Annotated in this window: 19 protein-coding genes; 8 read left to right on the top strand and 11 right to left on the bottom strand. The window is 64.6% G+C overall.

Annotated features, from left to right (window positions below; translation table 11 throughout):
• Positions 1-125: 125 nt before the first annotated feature.
• A complete protein-coding gene (locus D6B98_RS29975; protein WP_126260633.1) occupies positions 126-2165 on the bottom strand; it encodes a methyl-accepting chemotaxis protein in 2040 nt (679 codons plus the stop codon).
• Between the two features lie 245 nt (positions 2166-2410).
• On the opposite strand from D6B98_RS29975, the gene D6B98_RS29970 reads away from it, so the two are divergent.
• Positions 2411-3577 (top strand): FIST N-terminal domain-containing protein, encoded by a 1167-nt coding sequence (locus tag D6B98_RS29970; RefSeq protein WP_126260632.1) that lies wholly within the window; start codon positions 2411-2413, stop codon positions 3575-3577.
• A complete protein-coding gene (locus D6B98_RS29965) occupies positions 3574-4932 on the top strand; it encodes a hybrid sensor histidine kinase/response regulator (protein WP_126260631.1) in 1359 nt (452 codons plus the stop codon). The genes D6B98_RS29970 and D6B98_RS29965 overlap by 4 nt, the downstream gene beginning before the upstream one ends.
• Positions 4933-4965: 33 nt before the next feature.
• Here the strand turns inward: D6B98_RS29965 and D6B98_RS29960 are convergent, their stop codons facing one another.
• The 5 genes from D6B98_RS29960 to D6B98_RS29940 all read right to left on the bottom strand — a co-directional run bounded on the left by D6B98_RS29960 (position 4966) and on the right by D6B98_RS29940 (position 10319).
• Complete coding sequence (locus tag D6B98_RS29960) at positions 4966-5661, bottom strand: response regulator (RefSeq protein ID WP_126260630.1); 696 nt, start codon at positions 5659-5661, stop codon at positions 4966-4968.
• Between the two features lie 101 nt (positions 5662-5762).
• On the bottom strand, positions 5763-6449 hold the full coding sequence (locus D6B98_RS29955) for a response regulator (protein WP_126260742.1): 687 nt from the start codon (positions 6447-6449) through the stop codon (positions 5763-5765).
• Positions 6450-6562: 113 nt separating this feature from the next.
• Positions 6563-7753: a c-type cytochrome gene (locus D6B98_RS29950; protein WP_245481485.1), complete on the bottom strand. Its 1191-nt coding sequence runs from the start codon at positions 7751-7753 to the stop codon at positions 6563-6565.
• A gap of 140 nt (positions 7754-7893) precedes the next feature.
• Positions 7894-9609: a PQQ-dependent methanol/ethanol family dehydrogenase gene (locus D6B98_RS29945; RefSeq protein ID WP_205680533.1), complete on the bottom strand. Its 1716-nt coding sequence runs from the start codon at positions 9607-9609 to the stop codon at positions 7894-7896.
• A 260-nt stretch (positions 9610-9869) separates the two neighbouring features.
• A complete protein-coding gene (locus tag D6B98_RS29940) occupies positions 9870-10319 on the bottom strand; it encodes an SRPBCC family protein (protein ID WP_126260627.1) in 450 nt (149 codons plus the stop codon).
• A gap of 497 nt (positions 10320-10816) precedes the next feature.
• Between D6B98_RS29940 and D6B98_RS29935 the strand changes: the two genes are divergently transcribed.
• From D6B98_RS29935 to D6B98_RS29915, 5 genes are all read left to right on the top strand, one after another.
• The gene (locus D6B98_RS29935) at positions 10817-11302 is read left to right on the top strand and encodes a (2Fe-2S)-binding protein (protein WP_126260626.1); all 486 of its coding nucleotides are present in this window, start codon (positions 10817-10819) and stop codon (positions 11300-11302) included.
• A gap of 85 nt (positions 11303-11387) precedes the next feature.
• A complete protein-coding gene (locus D6B98_RS29930; RefSeq protein WP_126260625.1) occupies positions 11388-13730 on the top strand; it encodes a xanthine dehydrogenase family protein molybdopterin-binding subunit in 2343 nt (780 codons plus the stop codon).
• A 15-nt stretch (positions 13731-13745) separates the two neighbouring features.
• On the top strand, positions 13746-14546 hold the full coding sequence (locus D6B98_RS29925; RefSeq protein WP_126260624.1) for an FAD binding domain-containing protein: 801 nt from the start codon (positions 13746-13748) through the stop codon (positions 14544-14546).
• Between the two features lie 207 nt (positions 14547-14753).
• Positions 14754-15872 carry a CaiB/BaiF CoA transferase family protein gene (locus tag D6B98_RS29920; protein WP_126260623.1) on the top strand — a complete coding sequence of 373 codons (1119 nt, stop codon included), beginning with the start codon at positions 14754-14756 and terminating at the stop codon, positions 15870-15872.
• 316 nt (positions 15873-16188) lie between these two features.
• Positions 16189-16500 carry a DUF1272 domain-containing protein gene (locus D6B98_RS29915; RefSeq protein ID WP_126260622.1) on the top strand — a complete coding sequence of 104 codons (312 nt, stop codon included), beginning with the start codon at positions 16189-16191 and terminating at the stop codon, positions 16498-16500.
• Positions 16501-16620: 120 nt separating this feature from the next.
• Here D6B98_RS29915 and fahA read toward each other — a convergent pair whose 3' ends face one another.
• The 5 genes from fahA to D6B98_RS29890 form a co-directional block, all read right to left on the bottom strand.
• Positions 16621-17892, bottom strand: coding sequence for a fumarylacetoacetase (gene fahA / locus D6B98_RS29910; protein ID WP_126260621.1), 1272 nt, complete (start codon positions 17890-17892; stop codon positions 16621-16623).
• 141 nt (positions 17893-18033) lie between these two features.
• Entirely contained in the window at positions 18034-19380 is a 1347-nt protein-coding gene (gene hmgA / locus D6B98_RS29905; protein WP_164718954.1) for a homogentisate 1,2-dioxygenase, read from the bottom strand.
• Between the two features lie 2 nt (positions 19381-19382).
• The gene (locus tag D6B98_RS29900; protein ID WP_126260619.1) at positions 19383-20339 is read right to left on the bottom strand and encodes an MBL fold metallo-hydrolase; all 957 of its coding nucleotides are present in this window, start codon (positions 20337-20339) and stop codon (positions 19383-19385) included.
• 37 nt (positions 20340-20376) lie between these two features.
• A complete protein-coding gene (locus D6B98_RS29895; protein ID WP_126260618.1) occupies positions 20377-20601 on the bottom strand; it encodes a DUF2783 domain-containing protein in 225 nt (74 codons plus the stop codon).
• A 21-nt stretch (positions 20602-20622) separates the two neighbouring features.
• Complete coding sequence (locus D6B98_RS29890) at positions 20623-22239, bottom strand: FAD-dependent oxidoreductase (RefSeq protein ID WP_126260617.1); 1617 nt, start codon at positions 22237-22239, stop codon at positions 20623-20625.
• 109 nt (positions 22240-22348) lie between these two features.
• Between D6B98_RS29890 and D6B98_RS29885 the strand changes: the two genes are divergently transcribed.
• A complete protein-coding gene (locus D6B98_RS29885) occupies positions 22349-22891 on the top strand; it encodes a MarR family winged helix-turn-helix transcriptional regulator (protein ID WP_126260616.1) in 543 nt (180 codons plus the stop codon).
• Positions 22892-22898: the final 7 nt, after the last annotated feature.

Here is a 22898-nt window from a genome sequence, read left to right as displayed (position 1 = left end):
GTAGCGCAGTAAGATCCGTAGGGTGGGTTAGGCGAAGCCGTAACCCACCACTCAACTCTCGACGCTCGATTCGAGGTGGTGGATTACGCTTCGCTAATCCACCCTACGCGTTCCTTTCGCAGCCTCTACGCCGCGCGGATATTGGCCATGAAGCGATCGAGCTCGGCGCGCAGGCGGGTGCTTTCGGATGACAGCGTCTTGGCCGAGTGCAGCACCTCCTCCGAGGCCGAGCCGGTCTCGGCGGCGCCGCGGTTGACCTGGCCGATATCGGTGGCCGCGGTCTGGGTGCCCTGCGCCACGGTCTGAACGCTGCGCGCGATCTCCTGCGTCGCCGCGCCCTGCTGCTCGACCGCGCTGGCGATCGAGGTCGAGATCGACGAGATCTGGCCGATGGTCGCCCCGATCTCCTTGATCGCGACAACCGATTCCGCCGTGGCGCCCTGCATGCCCGCGATGTGCGAGGAAATCTCGTCGGTCGCCTTCGCGGTCTGGCTCGCCAGCGACTTCACCTCGCTGGCAACCACGGCAAAGCCGCGGCCGGCCTCGCCGGCGCGCGCCGCCTCGATGGTGGCATTGAGCGCCAGAAGGTTGGTCTGCTCGGCAATCGCCGTGATCAGCTTGACCACTTCGCCGATCTGCTGGGCCGCATGCGACAGCTTTCCGATGCGCCCGTCGGTTTCCTTGGCCTGGACCACGGCGGCCTCCGCGATGCGGCTGGAGTCGCGGACCTGGCGGCCGATCTCCTCGACCGAGGCGGACAGCTCCTCGGTCGCGGTGGCGACCGACTGCATGTTGGAGGAGGCCTGCTCGGAGACGCCGGCGACCTGGCTCGACAGGCTCTGGGTGGTCTCGGCGGTGCGGGTCAGCGTCGAGGCCGCCGATTCCAGCTGCACGGCCGAAGCCGAGACGTTGGAGACGATGGCACCGACCGCGCTCTCGAAATCGTCGGCGAAGCGGATCAGCTCGGCGCGGCGGCTTGCGGCCTGCTCCCGGTTCTGGACCTCGCTGGCGGCAGCGTCGCGCTCGGCCTTGGCCACGGCTTGAACCTTGAACTCCTCGACCGCGCCGGCCATCTCGCCGATCTCGTCCTTGCGGCCGAGGCCCGGCAGCACGACGTCGAAATTGCCCGAGGCAAGCTCCCGCATCGCCTTGCACATCGCAATCATCGGGCGCGAGATGCCCGTGCCCAGCACGAAGGCGAGAAGCGCGCCAAGCAGCGTGCCGCCAACGGCGAGGATCAGAACCAGCCGCTCGGTCCGCCCGATGGTCGCTTCCGACTCCGAGTCCAACCGTTGCTGTTCGGCGACGAGGTCCGCCTTCATGGCGGTGGCGCCTTGCAGAATCGCACCGGCCGAGCCGCTCATCTCGGTGACGAGGTCGTCGACCAACTTGGCTTTCGCGATCAGCTTTTCCAGCGCATCGCGATAGGCGCCGAGCAGCGCCTTGGCCTCCTTCAGGCCGGCGAGGACCTTGTCGTCCATGGAATAGACCGCGCCGAGCGAGTTCTCGACGAATTTCAGCCGCGCCATCGCACTTGCCCCGACGGCCTGGTCCGAGTTGAGAATGAAGTTGCTCGCGGCTGCACTCGCGGTCTGGAATTGGGCGTTGACCTGCTTGGTGCCGAATTCGATCGCCTGCGCCTCGGAGTCGGAGGCGTTGTTACCGATGTCGTCGAGCTTGTATTTCAGCAGGTTGGCGTTGCGCTGAAGCTGATTCTGGACCAGAAGCGCGCTGTCGCGCTTGGCCTCCAAGATCTTGGCGAAGGTCGCCGAGAAGTTTGAAAACTCCTTCGCGAGCTTGTTGAGGCTCTCCAGCCGCGCCGGCTTCCTGGCATTCTTGATCGCCTGATCGATCGCATTCTTCAGGCCGGCCTCGGCTTCCAGCGCCGCCTTGGCGTCGTCTTCCTTGCCGGTCACCACGAAATAACGGGCGGCCGAACGATAGCCGAGCAGTTCGCGATCGATATTGCGGGCGAGATCGGCCTCCGAGACGCTGCTACGGTAGGATTCTACGCCTTCAGAAACGCGCTCGAAGCCGAAATAGGCGAAGGCGAGGCTCACCGCGGAGATGGCGAGCACAATCGCAAAGCCCAGGATGATCTTGGCGCGGAACCTAAGCGTGGGAAATAGCGTGCGCTTTGACGGCGAATTGATACGCCCGGACATTCCCCACCCCCAGATCGGCTTTTGCAAAGTGCAGCACGGCCGGGAGCAGCCCCGCCCGACCCGCGATGAAAATTAGGGCAGAATCGTCAAGGGGCGGTAAATTCGTGCCCGAACGCCGCCGGTCACGGAACACACCTTCCGCGGATCCGGCCGCTATGTTGCGACCAGACGAAAAAGGCCATACTCTTTGGGCACTTGTCAGGCACTCGGCATAAGACCGAGCGGATCCTTGAGGGAGAAGCGGAGTGGGGCAAACCGACTTTCGGTTTGGCGGTGCGTCAGGCGTTGCCGTCGCGAAGTCGAAGGCCGCGGGCGTCGCGCCGGCCGTTGCCGATCTCGCCGCTCAGCTCCCATCCGACGAGCTGGCTCTCATCCTGCTCTTCGTCTCTCCATGCTACGATCCGCACCAATTCATCGCAGAGATCAGCCGGCAATTCGACGGGACCCAGGTCTGCGGTTGCACCACTGCCGGCGAGCTGGCTCCTGACGGCTGGGACGAGAACAGCGTCGTTGCCCTGGCCTTCAGCCGCGCCGACTTCTCGGCCGTGGTGCGGCCGATTCTCAATCTCGACAATTTTCGCGTCGAGGACGGCCGCAGGATCGGCACCGAGCTCCGGCAGGAATTGCTGCGGGTATCGTCGCAAGGCGAGCGCGGAAATCCGTTCGGCCTGGTTCTGATCGACGGCCTGTGCCGCCGCGAGGAAGCCGTGATGTCCGCGATCTATGCCTCCTTGGACGACATTCCCATCGTCGGGGGATCTGCGGGCGACGGCATGCGCTTCGAGCGGACCTGGGTGTTTCTCGACGGCAAGGCCCACACCAATGCCGCCCTGCTGATCCTCTTGAGCACGTCGCTGCCGTTCCGGGTCTTCAAATGTGACAATTTCGAACCGCGGCCCCGGAAGATGGTGGTCACCGAGGCCGACACCGAGAATCGAACCGTCAGGGAGCTGAACGCCGAGCCCGCGGCCCAGGAATATTCCCGCGTCGTCGGGATCATGGACGCCAAGCTCGACCCGTTCTCGTTCGCCTCGCATCCCGTTCTGGTCCGGGTCGGCGGCTCCTACTACGCCCGGTCGATCCAGCGCGTCGAACCGGACGGCTCGCTGCACTTCTTCTGCGCCATCGACGAAGGCATGGTGCTGACCGCAGCGACGTCGCGCAGCCTCGTCGGCACGACGCGCGAGGCCTTCGCGGAGACGCGCGACCAGATCGGCGAAGTCTCGCTCTATATCGGCTTCGAATGCCTGCTGCGCCGGCTCGACGCCGAGCAGCACCAGCTCGCCCGCGACATGTCCGAGCTCTACCGGCAGAATCGCGTCGTCGGCTTTCATACCTACGGCGAGCAGTTCGGCTCGATGCACGTGAACCAGACCTTCACGGGCGTCGCCATCGGCAGGCGTCCCGCGTGACCAGGCTGTGGCAGGACCCTGATGAGGTCGAGCAGCTGCAGCGGGAAACCGCGAAGCTGAAGAAGATCAATGCCGCGCTGATGTCCCGCGTCGAGCGCTCGATGGACCAGCAGCTCAACGCCTTCTCGCTGTTCGAGACCGCCATCGCGCTCGACCGGCAGGTCCGGGACCGGACCTACCAATTGCGCGAGGCGCTGCATTCGATCGAGCGCGCCAATGAGGGTCTGTATCGCGCCAAGCAGCAGGCCGAGGCCGCCAGCTCGCTCAAATCGTCCGTCCTGATCTCGGTCACCCACGATCTGCTGCAGCCGCTGAACGCGGCGCGCCTGACGCTCTCGGCGCTGGCCGAGATGATGGAAACGCAGGAGGCGGGTCTGCTGATCGACCAAGTCGACCGCTCGCTGGTGACGCTGGAGGATCTGTTGCGCTCGCTGCTGGAGATCGCCAAGCTCGACGCCGGCGCGCTCAGGCCCGACGTGCGTCCGCTGGCGCTGGCGCCGCTGTTCGAGCAGCTTCGCAACGAATTCGCCCCGCTCGCTGCGCGGCAAGGCCTGTCCCTGCGCATCCGCAGCTCGCCGGTCGCGGTGTCGTCGGACGCGATGATGCTCCGACGCATCCTGCAAAATCTGCTCGCCAATGCCATCCGCTACACCCGCAGCGGCGGCGTCGTGATGGGATGCAGGCGCCGAGGCAACCGCATCTGCGTCCAGGTCTCCGATACCGGACCGGGAATCGCGCAGACGCAACAGGAGGCCATCTTTCGCGAATTCCAGCGCGGCGAAGCCAGCGCAACCGACCAGGCCGGGTTCGGGCTCGGTCTCTCCATCGTTCGCCGCTTCGCGACCGTGCTCGGACACGAGGTGCGGCTGTCGTCGCAGGTCGGCAAGGGATCGACGTTCGTCCTCGAGCTCGAGCCGGCCGATCTCGCCGAGGTCAGCGACGAGGTGCACGAGCCCAAGCTCAGTGAACGTCAATATGGCGGCCTCGAAGGCGCCAAGATCCTGCTGGTCGAGAATGATCCGTCCGGCTCCGAGGCCATGGCCGCCCTGCTGGAAGGATGGGGCTGCGACGTCGCGACCACGCCCTCGGCTGCGGACGCGCTGCTGCGTCTCAGCGAGCTGGGCGGAGCGCCCGACGCGGTCATCGCCGATCTTCATCTCGATCACGGCGAGAGCGGATTGTCGGCGATCGCCGACATCCGGGAGCACCTCAAGCTCGACGTCCCCGCGATGATCATCACCGCCGATTATTCCGAGAAGGCCGCCAAGCAAGCGAGCCTCGTCGGCCTCGAAGTCCTGAAGAAGCCGGTCAAGCCCGCCGAGATGCGCGCGCTGTTGTCGTTCCTGCTGAGCTAGCTAGCGCACGATCCGGAAAAATGCGCAGCGGTTTTACTGCTGATCCGGTTGGGCACGATCGCCCCTCGGCACGGGGCCCTCGCCTGCCAGCGTCGCGAAATCGATTCTGGACATCTCGACGATCGCCTTGGTGCGGCTGACGACGTTCAGCTTGCGCAGGATGTCCGAGACATGGACCTTCACGGTGGTCTCGGAAATCTTCAGCTCATAGGCGATCTGCTTGTTCTGAAGGCCGCGCTTGAGCATTTCGAGGACACGCAATTGCTGCGGCGTCAAATCGTGCAGCCGCTTCAGCAGATCATGGGCGGGACTTGGAGCCCGCTGCGGCCGCAATGCGCGATAGGCATTGGGAAGGCAGACGAGACCCCGCAGCGCCTCGCCGATCGACTGGGCGAGCTCCTGCTTGGAGCAGGATTTGAAGATGTAACCGGCGACGCCCAGCGACAAGGCGCCTGAGATGATCCTGGGATCCTGATGTCCCGACACGATGACGACGGGGACCTTCGGGAAGGCCTTACGGATGCGAACGATGCCCGAGAGGCCGGTCGTGCCCGGCATCGACAGATCGAGCAGCAGGAGATCGAGCTCGGCGCCCGCGGACAGCTGCGCGAGCGCGCCGTCGACCGACGTCGCCTGCAGGATCACGGCCCCGGGCGCCACCATTTGCAGCGCGCCTTCGAGCGCCTCGCGAAACAACGGATGGTCTTCCACAATCAGAAATCGGGTCACGCGTCAGCCATCCCCAAATCGTTGCCGGATGTCGAGCTTGACCGGAGGATGTATCAGCTGGCGCGAGCCGGCTTGATCGAAGTCAACAACGGCAAGGCCGATCATTGCGGCCTGCCGCGGTCGGCCCGCGCATAGGGGCGGTTCCTGGGATCGGGCAGGTCCATCTTGCCGATCTCGATGATCGCCTTGTTGCGGCTGAACAGGCCGAGCTTGCGCAGGATCTCGGTGATGTGCGCCTTGACCGTGGATTCGGCGAGCTGGAGCTCCTGCGCGATCTGCCGGTTCGGGTAGCCGCGGCGCAGCAGGTCCAGAACCCTGATCTGTTGCGGCGTGAGCTCGCGGAGCTTGACCTCGAGGGCCTTGCTGGTCTCGGCCTTTCGCCGCTGCGGCGTCGCCACGAAATCCCGCGGCACCGACACCGATCCGGACAGCACGCCCTCGATCGAGGCGGCCAGCTCGCGCTTCGACGTCGACTTCGGCAGATAACCGGCCGCGCCGAGCGCCAGCGCTTCGCGGACCACGTGCTGGTCCTCCTCGCTCGATACGATGGCGACCGGCAGGCGCGGATAGGTTTCGCGCAAGCGGAGGAAACCGGAGAAGCCGGTCGCATCCGGCAGCGACAGATCGAGCAGCGCGAGGTCGATCCCCTGCTCGGCCGACAGGATGTCCAGCGCGTCCTCGATCGACATCGCCTCCAGGATGCGGGCCTCCGGCAAGGCCAGCCGCACGGCGTTGCCCAGAGCTTCGCGAAACAGCGGATGATCGTCGATGATCAGGAAGCTGGTCATGGCGCCTTCCAAAGGATCCACCGCACTTCGCGGCAGCAGCGCACCCATCCGTGCCGGTCCGGCGTCGGAAAGATGCAGCATGGATGCTACCACATCTTGCCGGTTCCGTCCGTTCAGTCGTTCGATTCGACCTGGACCGTCAGCAGGAAGGAATAGATGCTGTCGAACTGGTTGTCGGTGAAGACCTCCTTCCACGCCGGCATGCCCTTGGCCGGTCGCCCGTCATGCACGGTCTTCAAGTAGGTGTCGCGCATGTCGTCGCCGTAGCGGTGACGCAGGAGCCGCAGGTCGATCTTGCGCTCGCTCTGGATGGCGTCGGGGCCGTGGCAATGCGCGCAGGTGCCGTTGAAGATCTCCTTGCCTGCACGCGCGATCTCCGCATTCGGCGCCGCCGCATCGCCCTTGGTCTCGGTCGCCACCACATTTGCGACCTGTCCTACGGCCGCGCCGGGACCCGCTCCGGTCGTGGTTCCCGCCGGCATGGCCTCGGCCGTGCCGAAGCGGACGGGCTGCCCGTCCGGCAAGCCGTATTTCACCGCGAGACCAGCGATCGTCTTCTGAAGTGTCGGCAGGATCGCATCGACGCGATCGCGGAGCTCGGCCGATCCCCTCGCGAAGCCGATGGCGGCATCCCATGACAGGCCTTCGCCTTCGGTGAGCCGGATCTGATAGCGATCGTTATAGGCGGTCATGTTCAACCAGCCGGCGACGGGCCCCCAGATGAAGGCGACGTCCGCCCTGCCCTGGTCGAGCGCCTGCATGGCCTCCTCGGGCGACAGCACCGTCACCTTCTGGATGTCGTCACGTGTCGCGAGAAGGTTTTGCGGTGTGCTGGCGAACTGGACGGCGACGCGCTTGCCTCTGAGGTCGTCGACGCCGCCGATCGCCTGAGCTTTCGCCGCGACCAGGGCATAGCCCTCCTTCGCGATGGTGTCGGAGAAGATCACGGCCGGTCCCATGAAATCCTCGGACCGCGGCAGGCCGATCATGGCGTCGCATTGCTTGCCCAGCAGCGTGACCCGCACGGTCCGCTTGCCGAAATAGGATTTGTACCAATCATACGTGATCGGTTGGCCGAGCGCCTGTGCCAGCGCCTGGCCGATTTCGACATAGAAGCCCGGCTGCGACGGATTATCGCTCGAGAACGGCAGATTGGTCGGATCGGCGCACAGGCGAAATGGCTTGGTCTCGTCGGCATGAACGGCTGAGGCCGATGCGATCGCCGCGGCCATTGCGGCCCATGCGAGCCGTCCCGCGATGCTGTGATGTCGGCGCTTGCCTTTCCCTGGAATGATCGGACGCATCCTCGTCTCCGGCAGTTGGGAATTGGTGGACCAGGCGTTGCGGCACGGGGTCTGAGCCAAGATCAGGCCTGTGCCGTCGCCGCGCGATGTCGAGAAAGCACGCGCGTATCCCGTCTCCTTCGGGATACGCGCGCGAGTCGTCACTGGACGGAGAACACGAAGAGCGAGCCGCCCTCGGGGGCTGCGGCCGTCATCTTCTTTCCAACCTCGCCCAGGAACGCGGGCAATGCCGCCGTGCGGCCGACGACGATGGCAACGTATTGCTTGCCGTCGACGCTGTAGGTCACCGGGCCCGCGCCGATGCCGGAGCCGAGATTCTTGCTCCACAGCACCTTGCCGGACTTCGCATCGATGGCGCGGAAGTCACCATGGATGTTGCCGGCGAACACGAGGCCGCCGCCGGTGGTCAGCGTGCCGCCGTTGAACGGCAGGTCTTCCTTGATCGACCAGACCTTCTTCTGGGCGATCGGATCCCAGGCCACGAGTTCGCCGAGGAAGCCGCCGGGGCCTTCCTTGGTGGGGAATTCGGCGCCGAGATAGAACACGCCGCGCTTGTAGGCGACGTCGGAGACCGACCAGTCCATGCAGACATTGTTCGAGGGGATGTAGACGAGCCCGGTCTGCGGATTGAAGGACATCGGCTGCCAGTTCTTGCCGCCGATCAGGTTCGGGCAGATGTCCTTGGCGGGATGGCCCGGTCCCGGACGCTTGTCCGGATCTTCGACCGCGCGCATGGTGTTGACGTCCCACTTCTTCGCCCAGTTGGAGAAGACGTATTTCTCCGCAGAGAGCACCTTGCCGGTCTCACGGTTGGCGACGAAGAAGTAGCCGTTGCGGTCCGCCTTCATCAGCGCCGGAACGGTGTTGCCGCCGATCTTCAGGTCCGCGAGCACGGCCTCGTTGACGCCGTCATAGTCCCAGGCGTCGGCCGGCGTGGTCTGGATGTGCCACTTGATCTTGCCGGTGTTGGGATCGAGCGCGAGCGTCGAGGCGGTGTAGAGGTTGGTCAGCTTGCCGAAATTGCCGTCGCCGGTCGATCGGACGCCGGTGTTCCACGGACCGGGATTGCTGGTGCCCCAATAGACGGTGTCGGTCTTGGGATCGTAGGAGCCGACCAGCCAGGCCGCACCGCCGCCGTGCTGGGCGGAATCGCCCTTCCAGGTGTCGCCGCCGGGCTCGTCCGGACTGGGCACCGTGAAGGTCTGCCACAGCTGCTTGCCGGTGTTGATGTCGAAGGCCTGGAGCGAGCCGCGCACGCCGTATTCGCCGCCACCGAACCCGGTGATGACCTTGTCGCGCACGACCAGCGGAGGCGAGGTGATGACCGAGCCCTGCTTGTAGTCGACGACCTTCGTGGTCCACAGCGACTTGCCGGTCGCGGCATCGAGCGCCGTCAGCTTGCCGTCGAGACGGCCGATGAAGATCTTTCCGTCCGCATAGGAGACGCCGCGATTGTTCACGTCGCAGCAGGCATATTGCAGCACGTCCTCGGGAATTTCGGGCTCCCAGGTCCACTTGCGCGCGCCGGTCGCGGCATCGAGCGCATAGACGTATTTCGGGCCCCAGGAGCTCGACACGTACAGCGTGTTGCCAATGACGATCGGCGAGGATTCGTTCGAGCGCAGCGACGCCAGCGAGAACGAATAAGCGAGCGTCAGCTTGCCGGCGTTCTCGGTGTTGATCTGCTTGAGCGGGCTGTAGCGCGTATTGGCGTAGTCGTGGCCGGCAACGGCCCACTGGTTTGCATCCGATTGCGCCTTGATCAACGAGTCGTTGGCGCGAACGCCTGAGTTCACGGCGGCCAGCACCGCAATCATCGAGATGCCAGCCAAGAATCCCTTCGTTCCAAAGGTCATGTATTCCCTCCACGATGTTGTTGTGCACGCCACGTTGGACGCCTGAGCGCGTTGCGCTCGCGATGCGCAGTTCGTCTGCGAACCATCGTTGGAAATTACAGCATCGGCTTGTGGCGCTTAGTATAGGCGGAAGGTAGTAGTGCAAATCATTGGCGACTTTCGCCGCTCATCTCGTTGTCCCGCCTCGTGTCTTGCCCTTATTTTGCAGCTCGAAATGCGCCATCGAATTCAGGCAGCATCGCGCCGCGATCGCGCATCGGTCACGATGACGGCGCTACCAATGTGGCGAAGTTGTCGAAGAAGTTCGCGGCGAGTTTTCGCGACGTCGAATCGATCAACCGCGCGCCGAGCTGCGCGAGCTTGCCGCCGATCTGCGCCTCGGCTTCGTAATGCAGGATGGTGACGTCCGGTGTCTCTTCGGCGAGCCTGACCTTCGCGCCGCCCTTGGCAAAGCCGGCGACGCCGCCGGCGCCCTCGCCGACGATGCGATAGCCGTTGGGCGCATCGATATCGGTCAGCGTGACCTTGCCGCTGAACGTCGCCTTCACCGGGCCGACCTTCAGCACCACAATGGCCGTCATCTCCGTGGGCGACGCCATCTCGAGCGATTGGCAGCCGGGAATGCAGCGCCTCAGAATCTCGGGATCGTTGAGCGCGGCCCAGACTTTCGCTTTCGACGCCGGGATGCGCTGGCTCTCGTTCATCTGCATCGTTCCACCCTCCGTTGTGCTTGGTCAGCGCGGATAGGGCGGCAGCCGCCGTCGATCAATCGCCAGGAAGTAGGAGGCGAGCGGATTCGGCGCCCATCACCTCAGAAGACCCACAGTAAAATCAACTACTTAGCGTTCCGCCGCATACTACCAAGATCGCGATTACAAAGCCGCGGGCACGTGCTCCTATTCACGCCAAGGAACAAGACATCCAGGGGAGAACAACGTGCGACAGGGCTGAACTCGCGCGCGAGCGGCGGCGATACGCGGCGTCGACGCTGCGACGTTGCCCGCGGAAGCGATGCCGAACTTTCCACACCTGCCTTGCGGCCGCGCCACGTGTTGGTGACGGCTCGGAGCGTCATGACCGAATTGCGCGCCGTAACGACTGCCACGATGACCTTTCCATGACGCGAGGTCACCAAAATGCCAGTTGCAAAGTTCCGTTGCGCTGTCTCTAATTAGAACCAATCAAAATCACTTTGGGAGGACGTCACGTGTCTACAGTCAAACTGACGGTGAACGGCAAGGCCGTTGCCGTCGATGTCGAGGACCGCACGCTGCTGGTCCAGCTTCTGCGCGATCACCTCAACCTCACCGGGACCCATGTCGGCTGCGACACCAGCCAGTGCGGGGCCTGCGTGGTCCATATGGACGGCAAGGCGGTGAAATCCTGCACCATGCTGGCGGGCCAGGCCGACGGCTCCACCATCACCACCATCGAGGGCATCGCCAAGGGCGACGAGCTGCACCCGATGCAAGCCGCCTTCCGCGACAATCATGGTCTTCAATGCGGCTATTGCACGCCGGGCATGATCATGTCGGCGATCGACATCGTGCATCGCCATGGTGGTCAGCTCGACGAGGCGACCGTCCGCAGCGAGCTGGAAGGCAATATCTGCCGCTGCACCGGCTACCACAACATCGTCAAGGCCGTGCTGGATGCAGCCGGGCGCATGAAGGTCTCGCAGGCGGCCGAGTAAATCGGCGCGCCTCGAAAGAAGAATCACCGCCTGCTGCTTTCGAAGGAAAGCGCAGCCATAAAATTTCCGGTCGGGAGGACCAGACATGGGTGTTGAAGGTATCGGCGCGCGCGTCGTGCGCAAGGAAGACAAGCGTTTCATCACCGGCAAGGGCCGCTACGTCGACGACATCAAGCTGACGGGCATGACCCATGCCCATTTCATCCGCAGCCCGCACGCCCACGCCAAGGTGAAGAAGATCGATTCGTCGGCCGCGCTGAAGATGCCGGGCGTGGTCGCGGTGCTCACGGGCCAGCAGATCGTCGACGACAAGGTCGGCAACCTGATCTGCGGCTGGGCCATCACCTCCAAGGACGGCAGCCCGATGAAGATGGGCGCCTGGCCGGCGATGGCGCCGGAGACGGTGCGCTTCGTCGGGCAGGCCGTCGCGGTCGTGATCGCCGAAAGCAAGAATCTGGCGCGCGATGCCGCGGAAGCGGTCGTCGTCGACTACGAAGAACTTCCCGCGGTCGCCGACGTCCAGGCCGCGATCAAATCAGGCGCGCCGCAGCTTCATCCCGAAGCGCCCGGCAACCAGGTCTATGACTGGGTGATCGGCGACGAGGGCGCCGTAAATGCGGCCTTCGCCAAGGCCGCCAACGTCGTCAAGCTCGACGTCACCAACAACCGCCTCGCCCCCAATGCAATGGAGCCGCGGGCGGCGATCGCCGATTACGATGCGGCGGAAGAGCACTTCACGCTCTACACGACCTCGCAGAACCCGCACGTCGCCCGCCTCGTGCTGTCGGCGTTCTACAATATCGCGCCCGAGCACAAGCTGCGCGTGATCGCCCCTGATGTCGGCGGCGGCTTCGGCTCCAAAATCTTCATCTATCCCGAGGAGATGGTGGCGCTGTGGGCTTCGAAGAAGGTTGGCCGGCCCGTGAAATGGACCGGCGACCGCACCGAGGCTTTCCTCACCGACGCGCATGGCCGCGACCATGTGACCCATGCCGAGATGGCGTTCGACGCCAACAACAAGATCACCGGCTTCAAGGTGAAGACCTACGCCAATTTCGGCGCCTACATGTCGCTGTTCTCGTCCTCGGTGCCGACCTATCTCTACGCGACGCTGCTGTCGGGCCAGTACAACATCCCGGCGATCCATGCCGAGGTGATCGGGGTCTACACCAACACCACGCCGGTCGACGCCTATCGTGGCGCAGGCCGTCCCGAGGCCAGCTATCTGATCGAACGTCTGATGGAAACGGCGGCGCGGCAGCTCAAGGTCGATCCGGCCGAACTGCGGCGGAGCAACTTCATCACCCAGTTCCCGCACCAGACGCCTGTGATCATGGCGTACGACACCGGCGACTTCAACGCTTCGCTCGATGCCGCGATGAAGGCGATCGACTATGCCGGCTTCCCCGCCCGCAAGGCCAAGGCGAAAGCCGACGGCAAGCTGCGCGGCATCGGCGTGTCCTGCTACATCGAGGCCTGCGGCATCGCGCCGTCGAAGGCGGTCGGCAGCCTGGGCGCCGGCGTCGGCCTGTGGGAATCGGCCGAGGTGCGCGTCAATCCGGTCGGCACCATCGAGATCCTCACGGGGTCGCACAGCCACGGCCAGGGTCATGAGACCACATTCTGCCAGCTCGTCGCGGAGCGCCTCGGCGTTCCCATCAGCCAGGTCTCGATCGTCCATGGCGACACCGACAAGGTGCAGTTCGGCATGGGCACCTACGGCTCGCGCTCGGCGGCCGTCGGCCTCACCGCGATCCTGAAGGCGATGGAGAAGATGGAAGCGAAGGCCAAGAAGATTGCAGCCCATGCGCTGGAAGCTTCCGAGGCCGACATCGTCATCGAGAACGGCGAGTTCAAGGTGACCGGCACCGACAAGGCGATCGCCCTGCCGATGGTGGCGCTCGCGGCCTACACCGCGCACAATCTGCCTGACGGGATGGAGCCGGGCCTGAAGGAAAGCGCCTTCTACGACCCGACCAACTTCACCTTCCCGGCCGGCACCTATATCTGCGAGCTCGAGGTCGATCCCGGCACCGGCAAGACCTCCTTCGTCAACTTCGTCGCGGCCGACGATTTCGGCCGGCTGATCAACCCGATGATCGTCGAGGGCCAGGTCCATGGCGGCCTTGTTCAAGGCATCGGACAGGCCCTGCTCGAGCATGCGATCTACGATGCCAACGGCCAGCCGGTCACGGCCTCGTTCATGGACTACGCCATGCCGCGCGCCGACGACGTGCCCTCCTTCAACCTCTCCCACACCACGACGCTGTGCCCGGGCAATCCGTTGGGCATCAAGGGTTGCGGTGAGGCCGGCGCGATCGGGGCGTCAGCGGCCGTGATCAACGCGATCACGGATGCGATCGGCAAGAACAATCTGGAAATGCCCGCGACCCCTGACCGGGTCTGGCGCACCATCCACGCGGCTTAAGAGGGAGCAACCAAGATGTATCAGACCACCTATCATCGCGCTTCCTCGGTCGACGAGGCCGTCAGCCTGTTCGGCAAGAGCAGCGAAGCGAAGTTCCTGGCCGGTGGCCAGACGCTGCTGCCTGTGATGAAGCAGCGCCTCGCAAGCCCCTCCGACGTCATCGACCTCGGCAAGATCAAGGAGCTGCAGGGCGTCGAATTGTCGGGCGACACGCTGACCATCAAGGCCGCCACGACCTATTACGACATCATGACGAATGCCGATGTGAAGAAGGCGATTTCCGCGATCGCCCATCTCACCTCGGTGCTGGGCGACCCTGCCGTGCGCTATCGCGGCACGATCGGCGGCTCGATTGCCAACAACGATCCCGCCGCGGACTTCCCGGCCGCGCTGCTCGCGCTCGGCGCCACCGTCAAGACCAACAAGCGGTCAATTGCGGCGGAGGATTTCTTCCAGGGCCTGTTCTCGACGGCGCTCGAAGACGGCGAGCTCATTACCGCCGTATCATTCCCCGTGCCGGCGAAGGCAGGCTATGAGAAGATGCGCCATCCGGCCTCGCGCTTCGCGCTGACCGGGGTGTTCGTGGCCCAGACCAAGTCGGGCGAGGTTCGCGTCGCCGCCACAGGCGCCTCGCAGAGCGGCGTGATGCGGGTTCCCGCCATCGAAGCCGCGCTGAAGGCGAACTGGTCGCCGGCGGCGATCGACGGCGTCAGCATTTCGGCAAACGGATTGCTGGCCGATATCCACGGCACCGCGGAGTATCGCGCCAATCTCATCAAGGTGATGGCGCAACGCGCGGTTTCTGCTGCGGGCTGATCCCGCGGCCAGCGCCTCGACACAAATTTTCCGCGGCGCGCACTTCGGTGCGCGCCGTTTTATTTTGGCCATGCGGCATGAAAACCGCTTGCCTCGCTGGCGTGAAGGCGAGAAAAGTTAATCGGCCGATTAACTCGCCCCACAAAAGAATGTCAGAGACGGCTGCCGGATCGCCGGCATCCGCCCGCGACCCGAGGAAACGACAACGTGCTCGATCAATCAGCCCAAGAAAAATCAGAAGCCTCGTCCGCCCGCAGCTCCGGCCCGCTTGCGGGCTTCCGCATCGTTGAATTCGCCGGCATCGGGCCCGGCCCGTTCGCCTGCATGATGCTCGCGGACATGGGCGCCGACGTCGTCACGCTCGACCGCGTCGGTGCGAAGAAGAACATGAAGTCGGTGGCCGGGCGCGGCCGCAAGGTGATCGAGCTCGACCTCAAGGACAAGGCGGCGATCGCGCAGGTGCTGGATCTGCTCGCGAGCGCCGATGCGCTGGTCGAGGGTTTTCGTCCCGGCGTGATGGAGCGGCTCGGCCTCGGGCCGGACGTCGTGCTCGCGCGCAATCCCAAGCTGGTCTATGGCCGCATGACCGGCTGGGGCCAGCAAGGCCCGCTCGCCAATGCCGCCGGCCACGACATCAATTACATCTCCATCACCGGCGCGCTCGCCGCCATCGGACCGAAGGAAGCGCCGGTGCCGCCGCTCAATCTGGTCGGCGATTTCGGCGGCGGCGCGCTCTATCTCGTCGTCGGCGTGCTCGCCGCGCTCCTGGAAGCGCAGAGATCCGGCAAGGGCCAGGTCGTCGACGCCGCGATGTGCGACGGCGCGGCATCGCTGATGTCGTTCTTCTTCGACATGACCAATATGGGGCGCTGGACCGAAGGGCGCGACCAGAACTTCCTCGACGGCGGCGCGCATTTCTACGGCGTCTATGAATGCGCCTGCGGTCATTTCATCTCGATCGGCTCGATCGAGCCGCAATTCTACGCGCTGCTGCGCCAGCATGCCGGCCTGACCGATGCCGATTTCGACGCGCAGATGAACCCCAAGGCCTGGCCGGCGCTGAAGGAGAAGCTCAAGGCGGTGTTCAAGAGCAAGACGCGCGAGGATTGGTGCAAGATCATGGAAGGCACCGACATCTGCTTCGCGCCCGTGCTGACCATGTCGGAGGCGACAAAGCATCCGCACATGGTCGCGCGCAACGTGTTCATCGAGCGCCACGGCGTGAAGCAGCCCGGTCCCGCGCCACGTTTCTCGCGCACGCCCTCGGCGGTGCGCGAGCCGGAGCCGGCGGAGATCGCCGCGGTGACGACGGCCTGGAAGAGATAGCGCGGAATGGGTTTAGGTTAAATCGACTGCCGCGGGTCGTTCACCTCTCCCGCTTGCGGGAGAGGTCGGCGCGGAGCGCCGGGAGAGGGCTTTCTCCTCTTGGGGATTGTCCCTTTGAGGATACAGCCCTCTCCCCGACCCTCTCCCGCAAGCGGGAGAGGGAGCGCACCTGCCTTGGAGCAATCAAATCTGATCCCATCACGCCTTAGGATCTCTTCTGCCGCACGGCCATCAGGCCGGCTGAAATCGAGGGAACTACGTCGTTCGCACCGCGGGCGCGATCTGCGATGATCGCGGTCGCTCCGGGAGATTTGCCATGGCCCTCCAGCTTCGGCCGAACTGCGAATATTGCGACCGCGACCTGCCGCCAGACGCAACGGACGCGCGGATCTGCTCCTACGAATGCACGTTCTGCGCGGACTGCGTCGAGACCAAGCTGTTCAACGTCTGCCCGAACTGCGGCGGTGGCTTTGCGCCGCGCCCGATCCGCCCCACCAGGGAATGGCGGCCGGGGATCTGCACGGCGAAGCAGGCACCGTCCGACAAGCGGGTGCATTTGAAATACAGCCTTGAGGACGTCGCCGCCCATTGCGCGCGGATCAAGGGCGTGCCGCCCGAGAGGCGGTAGGCCTTTCCACGCCGTCATTGCGAGCGCAGCGAAGCAATCCAGAAATGCATCCGCTGAAGCAGTCTGGATTGCTTCGTCGCAAGAGCTCCTCGCAATGACGGAGAATGTGGAGAGGGCGGCCTACTCCGCCGGCAAGATCGTCCCCTCGACCTCGCCGAAGCCGATGCGGTAGCCGTTGCCCTGGCACCAGCCGCGCATGACGAGGCTATCACCGTCTTCCAGGAACGAGCGCTTGGTGCCGCCGGGAAGCTCGACCGGCTCGCTGCCGTTCCAGCTGATCTCGAGCAGGCTGCCGCGCTGGTTCTTCTCCGGGCCGGAGATGGTGCCGCTGCCGAGGAGATCGCCGACATTCATGGCGCAGCCTGAGGAAGCGTGGTGCATCAGCTGCTGCACCGAGGACCAGTACATGTACTTGAAATTGGTGCGGCTGATGCTGGCGGGAGCGTTGGCGCCGGCGGCGCGCAAGGAGACGTCGAGCTCGACATCGTAGTTCTGCGGCTTGCTCTGCTTGAGATAATCGAGCGGCACCGGCTCCTGCTGCGGCCCCTTCAGCCGGAACGGCTCCAGCGCCTCGTGCGTCACCACCCAGGGGCTGATCGAGGTCGCGAACGCCTTGGCAAGGAACGGCCCGAGCGGCACATATTCCCATTGCTGGATGTCGCGCGCGCTCCAGTCGTTGAGCAGCACGAAGCCGAAGATCATCTCCTCGGCCTGTTGCTCCCCAAGCATGCCGCCCATCGGCGAGGGCTGGCCGATCACCGCGCCCATCTCCAGCTCGAAATCGAGTCGCTTGCACGGCGCAAAGCTCGGCAGATCCACATTCGGCGGCTTCAACTGCCCGCGCGGGCGCTTCACCTTGGTGCCGGAGACCACGACGGTCGAGGCGCGGCCGTTATAGGCGATCGGCATATGCAGCCAGTTCGGCTGCAGCGCATTGTCCTTGCCGCGGAACATCACGCCGACATTGGTGGCGTGTTCCTTCGAGGAATAGAAATCGGTGTAGCCGGAGACGGCGAACGGCAGATGCAGCTTGGCCTCGCGCATCGGCACCAGCGCCTGTTTGCGCAGCTCCTCGTTGTCGCGCAGCTCCGGATGATCGTGGCGCAACAGCTCGCTGATCCGTGCCCGTGTCTTTGCCCAGACTTTTGGCCCCAGCGCCATGAAGGGATTGAGCGAAGCTCCGGAGAACACGCCGAGCGGACCGACATCGAGCCGGGAATCCTGCTCGAGCTCCCAGAGATCGAGCACGTAATTGCCGATCGCGACACCGACGCGCGGGGTCGGATTGACCGCGGTCGAGAACACGCCGTAGGGCAGGTTCTGGATCGGGAAGTCGGAAGAAGGATCGACCTCGATGAAGGAGCGCAGGCTGGGGTCGTTGGGGTGGGGCATGGGTTTCCTGCCGGATATTTTCTGACGGTTTCTCCACCGTCATTCCGGGGCGCGCGGAGCGCGAGCCCGGAATCCATACTCACGATCGTGGTTATGGATTCCGGGCCTGCGCCTTCGGCGCATCCCGGAATGACGCAGTAACTACGGCTTGCTCGGATCGAACTTCTTCTCCAGGCCCTTCCAGCAATCCGCATAGTCGTCCTGCAGCGTCGAAGCATTGGCGGCGTGCGCGGTGACGCGCTGCGGATAGCGGGTCTCGAACATGAAGGCCATGGTGCCGGTCAGCTTCACCGGCTTGAGCTCGCCATTGCTGGCATGCTCGAAGGCGTCGCGGTCGGGGCCGTGCGGCAGCATGCAATTGTGCAGGCTCATGCCGCCGGGGACGAAGCCTTGCGGCTTGGCGTCGTAGACGCCGTAGATCAGGCCCATGAACTCGCTCATGATGTTCATGTGGTACCAGGGCGGACGGAAGGTGTTGTCGGCCACCATCCAGCGCTCGGGGAAGATGACGAAGTCGATATTCGCGGTGCCCGCGGTTTCCGACGGCGAGGTCAGCACCGTGAAGATCGAGGGATCGGGATGATCGAACCCGATCGCACCGACCGGCGAGAAGGTGCGCAGGTCGTATTTGTAGGGCGCGTAATTGCCGTGCCAGGCGACCACGTCGATCGGCGAATGCGCGAGCTGCGTCTTGAACAGCGAACCGCCCCATTTCACGTAGAGCTCGGTCGGCGTGTCCTTGTCCTCGTAATGCGCGACCGGCGTCAGGAAGTCGCGGGCATTGGCAAGGCAATTGGCACCGATCGGCCCGCGCTCCGGCAGCGTGAACGCGCCGCCGTAATTCTCGCAGAGATAGCCGCGGGCCGGCCCGTTCGGAATCTCGACGCGAAACTTGACGCCGCGCGGGATCACCACGATCTCGCCGGGCTCGGCATCGATGCGGCCGAACTCGGTGACGAGGCGAAGATTGCCCTGCTGCAGCACGAACATCAGCTCGCCGTCGGCATTGTAGAAATGCTGGTCCACCATCGACTTGGTGATGAGGTAGACATGCGCGGCCATGCCGGCCTGCGTGTTGACGTCGCCGGCGGTGGTCATGGTCTGCACGCCCTGGACGAAGGTGACGTCCTCCTTCGGCAGCGGCGTCGGATCCCAGCGCAGCTGCGCGATCGGCAGATCGTACTCATGGCACGGTGCCGAGCGCCACAGGCCGGCATCGACCTTCTCGAAGCGGCCGGAATGCTTCACCGACGGGCGGATACGGTAGAGCCAGGAGCGCTCGTTGCTGCCGCGCGGCGCGGTGAAAGGCGAGCCGGACAATTGCTCGGCATAGAGCCCGTAGGCGCAGCGCTGCGGCGAGTTGCGCCCGATCGGCAGCGCGCCAGGCAGCGCCTCGGTCTCGAAGCTGTTGCCGAAGCCGGACATGTAGCCCGGCGTCACCTGGGCCGAGCTGCGGATGATCTGATCGGGCGAGGTGTTGATGTTCATGGCTATCCTCCTCCTTGCAGGGCGGCCCACATCTCCTGGTCGCGCTTGTCGGTCCAGATCACGGGATCGTCGATCCCCGAGGCCTCGTCATAGGCGCGCGACACGTTGAACGGCAGGCAGTGCTCGTAGATGGCAAAGCTCGAAAACTTCGGATCCATCACCTCGCGCGTCGCCGCCATCGTCTCCTTCAGCGAGCGGCCCTTGGCCACGGACAGTTCGGCGGCACCATAGAGCGAGGTGACGAAGTCGCGCGTCATCGCGATGGCCTCGCGGCCCGTGGCGAGCCCCTTCAGCGCGTCGCCTCGGCCCGGCGCGATGGCCTTGGGATTGAAGTTGCGGATCTCGTTCAGCGTCAGCGGCCATTCGCGCAAATGCGCATCGCCGCAATAACAGGCCGAATGATATTCGATCAGGTCGCCGGAGAACATCACTTCGGCATCCGGCACCCAGGCGACGATGTCGCCCGAGGTGTGGCCGGCCCCGAGCTGCATCAGCCGCACCTCGCGCTTGCCGAGGTAAATTGTCATCTCGCCTTCGAAGGTCAGCGTCGGCCAGGTCAGGCCCGGGATGCTCTGCGCATCCTGGAACAGGCGCGGGAAGCGGCCATATTCGGAATCCCAATCCTGCTTGCCGCGCTCCGCGATCAGCCGGTAGGTCTCCTGCGAGGCGACGATGCCCTGCGCCTTGTAGGCGGAGGCCCCTAACACGCGCACGGCGTGATAATGCGACAGCACGACATATTTGATCGGCTTGTCGGTGACGGCGCGGACGCGCTCGATCACCTTGTTCGCCATCGCCGGCGTCGCCTGCGCGTCGAACACGAGGCAGCCGTCGTCGCCGACGATCACGGCCGTATTCGGATCGCCCTCGGCGGTGAAGGCATAGAGATCGGTGCCGATCTCGGAGAAGGTGATCTTCTTCTCGGCGAGATCGCCGGTGGATGCGAAGTTCTTCGCCATCAATTCGTCCTTTGAGCTTTGCTTTGAATTCTCAGGGTCATTGCTGCTGTTGTTGCTGCTGCTGGCCGTCGATCATGCGGCGCTTGGCGAGGCCGATCGCCTCGCGCAGCACATCGATGTCGCCGATATGATTGGCGAGGATCAGCACCAGCGCCGCGTCGAGATCGGCGCTCTGCTCCTCGGTGAGGCCGCGATGCGCTTCGACGACGGCGCGAAAGGCGTCGTCAGGTCGCGCGAAATTGGAGCTGGTCGACAACGGCATGCAAAACCTCGATTCAGGCCGTCAATTGAAACCTTGGGCGCGCGACAGCGCCGCAGCGACGGCTTCGCGTGTGGGATGACGGAAGCGCGCCGTGACATAGCCGTCGGGCCTGAGCAGATAGGCCGTGCCGGGCTCGCCATCATAGCGCTTCGCGACGAGGCCGGAGGGATCGGCAAGTCCGCTCTCACCGCCGATCCGGATCGCCTTGACGCCGGCCGGCGCATCGATCGCGGCGCCATTGCTGAACGACAGCAGCGTGAAGTCCGTTCCACCCTTGCGGAACGCATCCGTCAGGTAGGCCTGCTCGGCAATCGGCGCATCGAGCATGGAGCAGCCGGGAGGCGGCCCGCCGTGCCAGGCATCGGCATCCGGCGACGACAGCGGGGAGTCGTAGCTGCACGGCACCGACAGCCGTCCGCCATTGACCATGCGCTTGCCGAACTCGGTCTCCTTGGCGAGCGACAGCACCGCCTTGCGCAGCCGCGCTTCCTGATGCGAGTTCGGCGCCATGAAATCGGTGGAGCGGGTGGATTCGCGGATGTTCTCGTCGGCCGCCATGCTGCGCTCGGCGTTATAGCTTTCGAGCATGCTCGCCGGCGAAGCGCCGCGCAGCACGCGGTCGAGCTTCCACGAGAGATTTTCGGCGTCCTCGAGTCCGGAATTGGCGCCACGCGCACCGAACGGCGAGACCTGATGCGCGGAATCGCCGGCGAAGATCACGCGGCCATGGATGAAACGATCCATCCGCCGACACTGGAATTTGTAGAGTGAGATCCATTCGAACTCGAACTTGTCGTGCCCAAGCATGCGCGCGATCCGCGGCCGCACATTCTCGGGCTTCTTCTCGACCACGGGGTCGGCATAACGATTGAGCTGAAGATCGATGCGCCAGACGTCGTCGGGCTGCCGGTGCAGCAGCGCGGAGCGGCCGGCATGGAACGGCGGATCGAACCAGAACCAGCGCTCGGTCGGGAATTCCGCCGTCATCTTGACGTCGGCGATCAGGAACTGGTCCTCGAACACCTGTCCCGCGAACTCGGCGCCGACCATCTGCCGCAGCGAGGATCGCGCGCCGTCGCAGGCGATGACATATTGCGCATGCAGACGATAGACGCCCTCCGGCGTCTCGATCGTCAGCGCCACGCCGTCGTTGCGCTGCTCCAGCGCCGTCACCTTGTTGCGCCAGCGCAGGTCGATCTCGGGAAGCTCGCTGACGCGATCGACCAGATAGGCCTCGGCGTAATATTGCTGAAGATTGATGAAGGCCGGCCGCTTGTGGCCGTCTTCAGGCAGGAGGTTGAACTGGTAGAGCTGGGACTCCCCGTGAAAGATCCGGCCGACGCTCCAGACCACGCCCTTGGCGACCATGCGGTCTCCGACGCCGAGCCGGTCCCAATATTCCAGCGACCGTTTCGAGAAGCAGATCGCGCGCGAGCCCTCGCCGATGCGGTCGGCGTCATCCAGCAGGACGACGCGCTGGCCGCGCTGGGCCAGATCGATCGCAAGCGACAGCCCGACCGGGCCTGCGCCGACAACCACGACCGGATGCTCGGCCGGGCTTTGGCTGGCGCGGTCCTGATCGGGATGGCGGCGATAGCCGAACTGGGCTTTGGCCTGATGCGTCGTGGGTTGCGCCATACACTAACCTCGGCTCTGGTCAGGAGAGCACTGATCTGTTAGATAGTCTCACGTGCAACTATTTTGGACCGGAGCCGGCCGGCCGTCAACTGGAATTCGGAGCACTCTCTTGGCGAGGACATCCAGCGACACCGCACTGAAGGCGCGCGAGGCCGATCAGGCCGCAGTGCGGCGAGAACCGCGGCTCGATCTGTTCAAGTTCGTGCCGTTCCGGCTCAACCGGCTCGCGGCCGAAGTCAGTTCCGCGCTCGCGGTCGAATATCAGGAACGCCACGGTCTCGACATCCCGGCCTGGCGCGTGATCGCCACGCTCGGGTTCCGTAACGATGCCTGCAGCGCGCAGTTCATCGCGCAATGCACCCGCACGCACAAATCCACCATCAGCCGCGCGGTGACCGCGCTGCTCAATCAGGATCTGATCGAGCGGGTCGAGAACAAAGCCGACCGTCGCGAATTCCGCCTGCAACTGACGGCGAAGGGCCGCGCCCTCTACGAGCAACTGTTCCCGCAATTGCTGCGGCGTGAAGACGAGATCCTCTCCTGTCTCTCGGCGCAGGAGCGCAAGCAATTGTCCATGCTGCTCGGCAAGATCGAGCAGAGCCTCGATTTGATTCAGACCAGCGAAGAGGCCGACGCGAAGCAGGCGTATTAACGCGTGT

Origin of the sequence: Bradyrhizobium sp. LVM 105, from assembly GCF_003957705.1 — a bacterium.
Lineage (GTDB): Bacteria > Pseudomonadota > Alphaproteobacteria > Rhizobiales > Xanthobacteraceae > Bradyrhizobium > Bradyrhizobium frederickii.
Note: the sequence above shows the minus strand (reverse complement) of the source record. Positions and strands in the feature narration are given on the sequence as shown.

Coding starts and splice junctions, on each gene's coding strand:
- D6B98_RS29975 (WP_126260633.1), bottom strand. CDS start 2,165: ATGTCCGGGCGTATCAATTCGCCGTCAAAGCGCACGCTATTTCCCACG.
- D6B98_RS29955 (WP_126260742.1), bottom strand. CDS start 6,449: ATGACCAGCTTCCTGATCATCGACGATCATCCGCTGTTTCGCGAAGCT.
- D6B98_RS29950 (WP_245481485.1), bottom strand. CDS start 7,753: ATGCGTCCGATCATTCCAGGGAAAGGCAAGCGCCGACATCACAGCATC.
- D6B98_RS29945 (WP_205680533.1), bottom strand. CDS start 9,609: ATGACCTTTGGAACGAAGGGATTCTTGGCTGGCATCTCGATGATTGCG.
- D6B98_RS29940 (WP_126260627.1), bottom strand. CDS start 10,319: ATGCAGATGAACGAGAGCCAGCGCATCCCGGCGTCGAAAGCGAAAGTC.
- D6B98_RS29930 (WP_126260625.1), top strand. CDS start 11,388: ATGGGTGTTGAAGGTATCGGCGCGCGCGTCGTGCGCAAGGAAGACAAG.
- D6B98_RS29925 (WP_126260624.1), top strand. CDS start 13,746: ATGTATCAGACCACCTATCATCGCGCTTCCTCGGTCGACGAGGCCGTC.
- D6B98_RS29915 (WP_126260622.1), top strand. CDS start 16,189: ATGGCCCTCCAGCTTCGGCCGAACTGCGAATATTGCGACCGCGACCTG.
- fahA (WP_126260621.1), bottom strand. CDS start 17,892: ATGCCCCACCCCAACGACCCCAGCCTGCGCTCCTTCATCGAGGTCGAT.
- hmgA (WP_164718954.1), bottom strand. CDS start 19,380: ATGAACATCAACACCTCGCCCGATCAGATCATCCGCAGCTCGGCCCAG.
- D6B98_RS29900 (WP_126260619.1), bottom strand. CDS start 20,339: ATGGCGAAGAACTTCGCATCCACCGGCGATCTCGCCGAGAAGAAGATC.
- D6B98_RS29895 (WP_126260618.1), bottom strand. CDS start 20,601: ATGCCGTTGTCGACCAGCTCCAATTTCGCGCGACCTGACGACGCCTTT.
- D6B98_RS29890 (WP_126260617.1), bottom strand. CDS start 22,239: ATGGCGCAACCCACGACGCATCAGGCCAAAGCCCAGTTCGGCTATCGC.